Origin of the sequence: Bariatricus sp. SGI.161, from assembly GCF_050313695.1 — a bacterium.
Lineage (GTDB): Bacteria > Bacillota > Clostridia > Lachnospirales > Lachnospiraceae > JAFBIX01.
The window spans coordinates 19,703-30,253 of record NZ_JBNPLX010000034.1 but is presented as its reverse complement, the minus strand read 5'-3'; the positions used below and the strand labels follow the sequence as shown (position 1 = coordinate 30,253).

9 protein-coding genes are annotated in these 10,551 nt (G+C 44.3%); 3 read left to right on the top strand and 6 right to left on the bottom strand.

The annotated features are described in order from the left end of the window. Together ACQRBH_RS15070 and ACQRBH_RS15065 are read left to right on the top strand one after the other, a co-directional pair. Positions 1-356, top strand: a 356-nt coding sequence (locus ACQRBH_RS15070) for an RNA polymerase sigma factor (protein WP_427762325.1), incomplete at its 5' end; no start/stop codon positions are given. A gap of 39 nt (positions 357-395) precedes the next feature. Next, entirely contained in the window at positions 396-1,190 is a 795-nt protein-coding gene (locus tag ACQRBH_RS15065) for a zf-HC2 domain-containing protein (protein WP_427743134.1), read from the top strand. Positions 1,191-1,223: 33 nt separating this feature from the next. Here ACQRBH_RS15065 and ACQRBH_RS15060 read toward each other — a convergent pair whose 3' ends face one another. Together ACQRBH_RS15060 and ACQRBH_RS15055 are read right to left on the bottom strand one after the other, a co-directional pair. Next, positions 1,224-2,120: an aldose 1-epimerase family protein gene (locus tag ACQRBH_RS15060; RefSeq protein WP_427762324.1), complete on the bottom strand. Its 897-nt coding sequence runs from the start codon at positions 2,118-2,120 to the stop codon at positions 1,224-1,226. Between the two features lie 28 nt (positions 2,121-2,148). Next, positions 2,149-3,174: an NUDIX domain-containing protein gene (locus ACQRBH_RS15055; RefSeq protein ID WP_427762322.1), complete on the bottom strand. Its 1,026-nt coding sequence runs from the start codon at positions 3,172-3,174 to the stop codon at positions 2,149-2,151. A gap of 93 nt (positions 3,175-3,267) precedes the next feature. On the opposite strand from ACQRBH_RS15055, the gene ACQRBH_RS15050 reads away from it, so the two are divergent. Continuing rightward, complete coding sequence (locus ACQRBH_RS15050) at positions 3,268-4,155, top strand: RluA family pseudouridine synthase (protein ID WP_427743137.1); 888 nt, start codon at positions 3,268-3,270, stop codon at positions 4,153-4,155. Here ACQRBH_RS15050 and ACQRBH_RS15045 read toward each other — a convergent pair. The 4 genes from ACQRBH_RS15045 to grdG form a co-directional block, all read right to left on the bottom strand. Next, positions 4,148-5,401, bottom strand: coding sequence for a saccharopine dehydrogenase family protein (locus ACQRBH_RS15045; RefSeq protein WP_427762321.1), 1,254 nt, complete (start codon positions 5,399-5,401; stop codon positions 4,148-4,150). The two genes, ACQRBH_RS15050 and ACQRBH_RS15045, sit on opposite strands and share 8 nt — an antisense overlap. Before the next feature lie 246 nt (positions 5,402-5,647). Then, positions 5,648-7,732, bottom strand: a complete 2,085-nt coding sequence (locus ACQRBH_RS15040; protein WP_427762320.1) for a HelD family protein — start codon at positions 7,730-7,732, stop codon at positions 5,648-5,650. Positions 7,733-7,930: 198 nt separating this feature from the next. Then, a complete protein-coding gene (gene grdF / locus ACQRBH_RS15035; RefSeq protein WP_427743140.1) occupies positions 7,931-9,235 on the bottom strand; it encodes a sarcosine reductase complex component B subunit beta in 1,305 nt (434 codons plus the stop codon). Positions 9,236-9,253: 18 nt separating this feature from the next. Beyond that, positions 9,254-10,540, bottom strand: a complete 1,287-nt coding sequence (gene grdG / locus ACQRBH_RS15030) for a sarcosine reductase complex component B subunit alpha (RefSeq protein ID WP_427762313.1) — start codon at positions 10,538-10,540, stop codon at positions 9,254-9,256. Positions 10,541-10,551 lie beyond the last annotated feature (11 nt).

Here is a 10,551-nt window from a genome sequence, read left to right as displayed (position 1 = left end):
ATTTCCGTGGAAATTGTTCCGTCAAATCCTGGCTCTGCCAGATTGCCAAAAATCTCTACATCTCTTATACGCGCAAGAAAAAGACGGTTCACTCGGAGTTACTGGAACAGATGTCCGATTCCACCAATCTGGAAGATTCCTATATCCAGAAGGAAGAAGCCATCTCCATTTATAAGATTCTACATTATCTGGAGGAACCATACAAAGAAGTCTTTGTCCTGCGAGTGCTCGCAGACCTAAGTTACAAAGAAATTGCCGAGATATTTGAGAAGCAGGAAAACTGGGCGAGAGTTACCTATCACCGGGCAAAATTAAAGGTTCGGGAACTTATGTCAAAGCAGACAGATACTTATTAAGTTTATTTCTCATTTTTATTAAGATAGGAGCGTTTGAATATGAGCAAAATTCCTTGTGATATTATTAAAGACCTGCTGCCATTATATGAAGATCATATTTGCAGCGAACAGAGCAAAGACGCAATCGAAGAGCATCTGATAGAATGCGAAAGCTGCCGTGAATACCTGGAAGCTATGCAGGCGGACTTACCTTCCATAGATGTGCCTTCCACTACAGATCATTCTAATGAAGAAGCAGAATTTCTCAGACGAATCTCTCATAAGCTTACTTTCCAAAAAGGGATCCTCTGTGGAATACTACTGAACATCTTCCTGATACTTTCCGTATTCACTGAAAATCATGATATTCATGAATATCTGAAAAAGCTTCCTATTTTTGACATGCGCTTGAAAACAGAATCTATCCAGGTAGATGAATTATACCAATTAGATAATGGAGACCTCTATTGCACAATAAAAACAGAAAAACCATTTACCATAATCTCCCACTCTTCTATAGAGTCTTCAGAATATGACTTCTGGGAATCTTACGATGATGGTTGGAACACAATCTCACTGCGCCGCTCCCTTTGGAACGAAATATTCCATCCTGATAATACCTATACAGAATTATCATTTGTCGTTTCACTTCGGGAAGTAATTGAAAATGAAGTTGGGAACCCGTCCATTCACGAAAGCAATGCTTTTTATTATGAGGGGAAAGGTGATGAACGTCTCTTAATCTGGAAGGAAGGACAGAAACTGGAATCTGCGCCCTACACCATCGAGGAAAAAGTCGAAAAAGAGAAGATACCTCAATCTGATGACGAAGATCCTATATTTATTCTTTATTGAAGAATCAAATAATTTCATGTAGTTGTACTGGCATTACGCCAGTACAACTACTCGATACTCTGCTTCAAAGGTTTCTCCTGCTTCCAGGATATTTCCCCATTCCCGGTCTTTTAATTCGCCATCGAACACCTCGCTGTCACATCTTCCATACCATGGTTCAATGCAGACGAATGGTGCATGTTTTTTCGGCGGTGACCAGATTCCGACTAACGGCGCATTGAATTCCACTGCCAGATATTCTTTTTTATCACTGTCCATTAAGGCAACTCGCTGTACCTGATGATTCTCGATGACAAGTGCATCTCCATCAAAGAGATTCTCGGTGATCGGAAGAATTCCTTCCTGAAGGCCATACTTCTTTTTCTCTGTGGTCACCATACCACCCTGACCGAAGATAGTATTAGTGAAACTCTCTGGCACGGTTCCATCTGCTTTACGGAAAGCTATGTAATCATCAGACTGCTTCTCTCCTTCTCTAACCGGACAGAAGAATGCCGGATGTGCCCCAATGGAAAAGTACATGGTCTTATCATTGGTATTCTCCACCTTCCACATGACCTTAACAGCATTTTCTTCCAGATGATAGCCGATCTCCAGATGAAAATCAAATGGATATACTTTTTTCGTCTCTTCTGTTGCATCCAATGCAAACCATACCTCATTCTCTGTCTGGCTAAGAAGGTCAAAATCCATATCCCTTGCAAATCCATGCTGATTCATCGGATATTCCACACCTTCGTGACGATATACCTTATCCTTGACCCCACCGACAAACGGGAAAAGTACCGGTGATGACCGATTCCAATACTTTGGATCTGCATTCCAGAGGTACTGCGTATCATTTTTCTTTTCCCGGATAGAACTTAATTCTGCACCGTGAATATTTACGGTAATCTCAAGTTTCTCATTTTCCAACTTTACTTTCTGCATATGATTATTTCCTTTCTGTTTTTCTCGATTAAAATTTTTGCTTTTTCAGATATTCTCCAACCATACGGAATTCATCTTCATAGATACAATTGGGCAAGGTTCCATCTGCTACTTTCTGCCTGCATTCTTCATAATCCATCCAGATTACTTCTTCTACTTCTGATTCCTGAAGTTTCAGATTTTTAATTTCTACCGGTTCTGTATACACGTACACCGAACTTAATTCGTTATCTTTAAACAATCGATCATAAAATACCGCTTCAAAAGATCCCCGATGCTCTCCTACATAATGTAATTGCTCTTTCGCCGCATGAATGCCCAGTTCTTCCTGCATCTCACGAACTGCTGACTCCAGGATCTCATCTCCTGTTGCCACATGACCTGCCGAAGAGATGTCGTAGCATCCGGGATTCGAATCCTTGCATGCACTCCGCTTCTGTAACAGTACGTCATAACCACTCTTCTGATTCTTCCTTACAACCCACATGTGTACCGTTGCATGAAGACTTCCTTCCCTGTGTACAACTCCACGTTCACGTATTACTCCAGACTTCGTACCATCTTCATTTAACACATCGAATAATTCCATCGGTTTCCCATCCAGTGATGCATCCACCAGTTTATCCTGCCCGTCATAGACTAATTTCAAGGAAAAGAAGTCCTTCCTTTCATCCATCAACCGAAAGAAGATCTTATCACCTTCCCAGATATTCAACTTCCAGACATCTTCGATATCCACCCATTCCAGTTCTCCTTCGTCACAAGGTATGGGCTCCCCTTCAAAACCATCTGCCGTAAAAAGAGACATATATTCCGTCACTCCATTGCCGGATACAAAGGTAACAATTCCCCGATACCGGTAAGAAGTCAGCGTATATCCGGTCTCTTCCCGTACTTCCCTAAGCAGACACTCCTCAGGACTTTCATCTGCCTCAAAATGTCCTCCGACCCCAATCCATTTATCCTTATTTACATCATGTTTCTTAACGGTTCTATGGAGCATCAGATATTGGCCATCCCGTTCCATATAACACAAAGTACTTAAACCTGTCATCTTATTTCTGCCTCTTAATTCCCTGATATTTTCTTTCAAATTATGTTATACTGTCTACTATGAATATCATACCGAAAATACAGGAGAATTGCAATGAATCGTGTCATTGATTATATCATAGATGAAGCCGGTAACGGCCTTCGCATCGAACAATACTTACGCCGCAAGGGTTATTCCGGACAGAATCTGGCAGAGATTAAGCGTATGCCCAAAAGCGTTCTGGTGAATGGAGAACATTATTATATGAAGCAGGAGCTTAATACCGGAGACCATCTGTCTATCCATATCTGCGAGACCAAATGTTCCGAGAAGATTCCGCCGATACAGATACCGTTGGATATTGTGTATGAAGATGAGGACATTATCGTCATCAACAAACCAGCCGGCATGCCCATCCACCCTTCTTTGAATAACTATACGAATTCCATGGCAAATGCTCTGGCATGGTACTATCAGGAGCAGGGAAAACCGTTCATCTTCCGCTGCTGTAACCGTCTGGACCGGGACACCTCCGGCCTTACCGTTGTCGCCAAGCATCTGGTCAGTGGCAATATCTTATCCGATATGGTGCGCCGCCGAGATATCCATCGGGAATACCTTGCCATTGTCCGGGGACATGTCTCCCCAGAAGCCGGGACAATCAATGCTCCCCTTGCCCGAAAGCCCGGAACCATCATCGAGAGGACGGTTGACTGGGAACAGGGTGAAGCTGCCATTACTCATTATCGTCTTATAGAAGAAAGAAATGGGCACAGCCTTGTCTCCCTTCGTCTGGAAACAGGCCGCACCCATCAGATACGAATCCATATGAAATATCTCGGTTATCCCCTCATCGGAGACTACCTCTATAACCCAGACATGGAATATATCGGACGACAGGCACTACACTCCTATCGTCTTTCCTTTACACATCCGATTACCGGCGAGCCGATGGAATTTACTGCACCTCTACCGAAAGATATGGAAAAAGTACTTATTTAATCTCTGCAATATGATACTCATACCCGCTTTCATCCATCAGTTTCAGATATGGAAGCGGGTCAAAATATTCTGGTGAAAAGACTCCTCTGTCTTTCCAGATACCTCTTGCAATCAATTCGATGGCAAGTGCCGCACCGAATCCCGTCTGTGCCACAACCGCCTGAGAGCCCCATTTCTTCATAGATTCCTGATTGTCAAATGCCTGATATAAAAAATATGCCTTTTCTTTCCCATCTTTCTTTCCAATACATTCCACGCCGACCAGCATCTCGCCGATCATCTCATCCCCAATATCCTTTGGCTGAGGAGCACATGCCGCCACCACGTCTCTTGGGATGACTTCTGTCTCCCCAATCTGTATCGGATGGATACTGCGAAGCCCCAACTTATCAACAACTTTCAGTGCTGTGATCAGATTCTCATCCAGACTAATCTTAAATGTGGCCCGCTGCAATCCATATTGCTTCAGATAACGGGGCATGGTAACCACTTCTTCGTGCTCTACTTTTACCAACGTGTTCTGCCCAACACCATCCGGCATCTCCCAGACTTCTCTCCCGGCAAACGGCTTTTCCACCAGTAGGCCTCCTCTGGATGCATCGTATTCCACATTCGGATTCATCACTTCATCTAATACCGTCCACACATTAAATCCGAACATAATATCATCCGGATCTGCTCCCGGTACGGAGAGATTGCCGCCGTCCTTTACATGGACTTCCGTAATCTCGTCCAATAATTCCGTGGCAGCATATTTCGCAAAGACATTGACGACTCCTGGGTCAATTCCCATACAAATAACCGCCATGCTGCCTTTCTCTTTCCATGCCTCATGACGGTCAAAATTATATTTGGTCATGGGTTCCGTATAGCTGTTCTCGATTCCCAATCCATAAGCCGGATGATCCATCGGTACCGACCAGGTCCCCATATTACCATAATTAATTCCGGTCTCATAAGCTGCATCAAAGATATAGTTGCTGGCAAAGGGTGGTGCCGCATCCATCAGGAAATCAATCTGGTGCATCAAGGCAAGCCGCATCATCGCTTCTTTATCAGTTGCATTCACCTCAGCAGCTTCAAATCGACAGTCTTTTCCTAACTTTTCAACCACTTCCTGCGCCCTGTTCTGGTCAAAATCACATACCAGCACATACTCCAGCCATTCACCCTTCGGATCTCGCCACTTCATGACCTTCAAGATACTTTCGCCCACTGCTCCCGCTCCAACTAACATCATTCTCATAGTTCCAGCCTCCATTGTTCATTCATGTCATCTGTCACACTCTGTCCTTTTGCCAGTTGGTTCTAGCCTCGTAGGCGATGCTGTCCGCATTCTCTCCAAAGTTCCGTGGGACTACCTTCCTTTTGCCTGTCAGTTTCCGCCAGAGTAAGATGCATAACCCTGGGTTTGCTTCTTCGGCCCCTTATAATGGTGTCTAGGGCAGCCGTTAACCGGATCTATTCAATTGTCTGTTTCTAATAATTCATTTTATCGAATCCAGGCATCCCCAGTCAAGTATGAATCTTCTATTATATCCATAATATACAGCTCATGGAGTGCCCGTGTCGCGCAGATATACCGGAATTGCCGGAAGAACGGATGGTCCTGTGTCCCTCCTGCGACAAAGACCTGATCAAACTCCAGACCCTTGGCCATATAGAATGTCGTAACCGTAATTCCTTTTCGGAAGTTTGAACTGTCCCTGTCAATATAGAAGACATCTTCTCGCTTCTTTTTCAGATACTCATAAATCTTCCGGGCTTCCTCTTCTGTCATTGTAAGTACCGCTGCCGTTTCATATGGTTCCACTTCTGAGCGGCCAATTACCCCAGTACTTACATTGACTCGCTTCAGAACAGCTTCAACAGCATCCTCCCAGGTTGACAGCTGCATCTCTTCTACTTCTTTTCCATGGCGCTTAATATACTCAATTCCTGACACACCATTCATTGATTCCGCATATTTCGCAATTTCAATAGTGTTACGGTAACTCTTGTTCATCTCAATCTTACATATATTCTTTCCAAATATTTTTGGAAGAAATCTTAATACATCCTGCATCTTCTCCCCGATTGTCTGGGCCCGGTCACCCAAGATCGTCATATTGCAGGCGAACATTCGCTCCAGAATCACATACTGCAGATAAGAATAATCCTGCATCTCATCAATGACCAGATGGCGGATATTCTTATGAGCTGTCACTGCACAGAGGCGATATCGAAGATAGAGAATCGGATAGACATCCTCATAATCCAGAATTCTCCGCTCTCTTGGAAGATCTGGGAGAAGCGGCCATCCATTCTCTTCCAGCAGCCAGTTGTAGATCTCATACAAGTCTGTCGTTACGTACATTTTCTGGAATTGTTCTCGAACCACTTCCAGTTCTTCTTCCGACAGATCTCTTTGATTCAGTGTCTCATATTCGTCAATAAAATAATCCATCAATGCTTCTACTCTGGATAAAAGCGGCACATTCTGGAATTTAAAATAGAACATCTCCAGTAATTCTTCTGCCGTCTTCTCATACCCTTTATACTTCACATCCCGAAAATCAATCAGCCGGTCTTCCAATTCTACCAGGAATCCCTCTACTGCACGCACATATTCTTTCGACTGCTTCCATTGATATCTCTCCTGATCCTGTATGCTCTGCCCATGTAACATCTTTTCAATCTGATGCCACCTGTCTTCACAGTCAGCCACAGTTCCCTGGAGTTCCCGGTAGGCAAACAGATCAAAACTCATCTCCTGGATATTCTCTTCCCCTAATTCCGGCAGAATATGGGAAATATAATCGGAAAACACACTATTCGGCGACAAAATCAAAATATTTGATGAATTCAGATTCTTCCTGTCATGGTACAGCAGATATGCAATCCGATGCAGTGCTACCGAAGTCTTTCCGCTTCCTGCTGCTCCCTGGATCACCAGAATCTTATCCTTCGTATTGCGAATGATCGCATTCTGCTCCTTCTGGATGGTGCGTACAATATTCTTAAGCTGTACATCACCGTTCGCACCTAGCTCCTGCTTCAGGATATCGTCATCGATCTTCAGGTCACTTTCAAATTCATAGATCATCCTGCCGCCGCGGATCTTATACTGCCATTTTGAAAGAATCTCTCCTTCCATAGTACCGGCAGGCGCAACATAAGAAGCAGGTCCCTTATCATAATCATAGAACAAGCTGCTGACCGGAGCACGCCAGTCATAGATCAACGGCACACTGCCTCTTTCTTCTGCAAAATTCCCGATTCCAATATAGAAGGTCTCTGCTTCCTCTTCCCCTTCATACTGAAAATCTACGCTTCCAAAGAACGGAGAATCCAACATCTTCTTCATTCTATAACGCTTCTTTTGATTCTCCTGATTAGCATTCACCTGTGCCAGAAGAGCCTGCTGATTATCATAATTCTCATAGCCATACTGGTCCATCTCTGTATAGTTCTCCCAGTAATACTCATTCATTTCCGCAATATCCTTCTGCACTTCCTGAATGGTATCTCCAAGTTCCAGGATTCGCTGTCTTAATTTTTCCGTTACCATATTCAGGAAATCTGTTCCTCTGCTCATACCATGTCTGCCTTTCTGTCCTCTTATCTAATATCGTGTCGTGCATAAGCACACAGCCCACAGGCATAAATATCCATATGCCCTTGGTTCTGCTGTTTACAATAATGTAGTATGTCTCAGTATACACTGTGAAAAGTCAGAAGTCAAAAAAAGTGACAGGAAAAATATTCCCTGCCACCTCATAATATACTATATATTCTATTCAAATACGGTCTGTTCTTCTACCGGAGTCTGGAGTGCTTTTAATGCACGTCTTACCATACTCTTACGGATCTTCTTTGAATCCACTTCACCCTGCGTTGGATCACCCAATGGGTAAGGAATACCAACACCCGGAATAATTCTATTTGCGCCAATCGTCAATGAAATCGGCACTACTGTTGCCATATGAACAACTGGGAGACCATATCTTTCAATGCCTTTTACCATCGTTGCACCGCAACGTGTACAGGTACCTCATGTGCTGACGAGGATGACGCCATCTACATGATCCTCTACCAGTTTTTTCCCGATTGCATCTCCGAACTTGGCAGCAGAACCTGTTGCCGTACCAGTTCCTGTCGTTGAACAGAAGTAATTTGCCAGTTCCCCAAATTCTCCGTCCTTCTCCATCTCACGCATAACATCCAGAGGAATGACCAAGTTCGGATTCTTCATAACGAACTGACGGTCATATCCACCATGAATCGTAGTAAAATCATCCGGTGACATTTCATCCATACCTTCAATGGAATATACGCCAAACTTCGTTGCATTGGAGGATTCAATATGATCCGGATTACCCTGTGGTACGATACCACCGGAAGTAACCAGTGCAATCTTTGCCTTAGTAATATCCGCAATTGGGGCTGCCGGATCGACGCGGTCGAACTTCGGCATCGGAAGGTCTGTGTCAAATTCCTCGCCTTTCATCTTCTTGACCAGCATCTGAATGGCTCTCTCAGATCCTCTCTCCTCTGCAAAATAATTCACACGGATTCCTCTCTCGTGATAGCCTTCTTCCGGCCCAAGAACCTCTGCTCCTGTCGCCAGCTTTTTCACCAATGCTGCCAGGTTCGGCATAGATTTTCTCAATGTGGCTGCCGAATCTCCTGTCTTGACAATGATCAGATCCTTACGGAACATATCTACACCTGGATTCTCTTCATATTCTGCTGTGATAACCGGGATACCCAGTCTCTCTTCCACTGCTTTACAGATCGTGCCGCAGGCAACACCATAACGTCCTGCATTAAAAGCCGGTCCTGCCACGAACACATCCGGGGCATATCCTTTTACCATCTCTATAATCGCATCTGTCGCTTCATCCAGATTCTCACCGAAATAATTATCGCCACAGATGACGGTTGCAACAATCTCATAGTCCTCACCAAGAGCTGCAGAAAGCGCAAGTCCTGGTCCTACTTTTCCTTCCTGGATCGCTGGCTTATAATCTGCCTTGTCTTCCCCACCGATTCCGCCGAAGAACTGATTAAGATAATGCACAATCTTATATTTTGCCATAACCTCTGTTCTCCTTTCTTAATATCCTTTTGCAGCCAGTTTGTTAAATCCATTTGCGATAGTAGACGCAATGATAATCTGAAGCTCTGCCTCAAAAGAACCATCTGGATTCACACATCCTGCCCATCCGCCGATCTGACTCTCGATATATTCCATTGTACCAATGACTTTATCCATTGCCGGGAACTGAAGCGTCGCATTTCCCTGACCACAAGATGCCAATGCGGTTGCTTCCTCACAGGTATCCGCAAGAGACTGTGACTTTCCATCCTTTCCCGGGAACTCATCGGTGATCAATACCACTTTAACACCTTTGCGCTCTACTTTCCGGCAGTTCATCATCAAGTCTGTATCCGGATTACCATATCCTTCTTCTGTAATCAACACGCCATCAAGGCCCATCCACTCTGCAAGCTTTGCAACCATATCGGAATGTCTCTCTTTATCTGCAAGGAATACATTCTCATTTGTAAGGATAACACCCATAAAATTAATATCTTTTCCATGATGCTTGAAGCAGTCTTCAATAACCGGATTGTGCAGATGATGATATGTCGTAACCTTGTCACATGGAGCCACACAGTTACCGGAAACAATCGCACCGTCCATGATCTCTGTCGGATACATAAATGTCGGTACCATCTGCTTTGCATCTACTCCGTAATAATAGGTATCATGCAGAAGCCCCTGTGACTGCAGCATATGTACATATCCTACCTTCGGAAGATCTGGGTACATCGCAGCCTGTTCAAAGATTGGCTTGGTCTCAAATACTTCCAGTGTATCAGGCTCTACGTCTCTTCCTGCCTCACCAAGATAAGCTGCAACTTTCAATCCGGCCATTCTCCCTGCCTTCTCATATACATGAGTCTCCAGTCCTTCTTTCGGCTCAATTACCACGCACAGATTCACTGTCTTTGAAAATGGGCAATAATCTGCTGCCGGTCCGCTCATGTCAATGACACCTTCCTGGAAGCCAACGATTCTTCCGACCGTTACCACACAGCAACCATCCAATGCATGAGTACGTCCGCCGCCTACCTGCGGGGTTACCTTTCCGATCACTCCCGGAAACATCTCGCCTCCACTTACCTTTACACGCGGTTCAATAACATCCTTAACCGGTGTAATTCTTGTGGAATCTCCAGGCCTTGCAATCTCCAAATGACATTCCAGTAATTTGTCATCTTCCAGCACCAGGGCTTCCACTTCACCTTTGTTCACATAGAGCACATGATTCTCGACATAAGTCCGGTCCGAAAACTGAATGTCATTAATAGCAATTTTTCCAAGTTCCAGTTTCATGCTTAATCCCT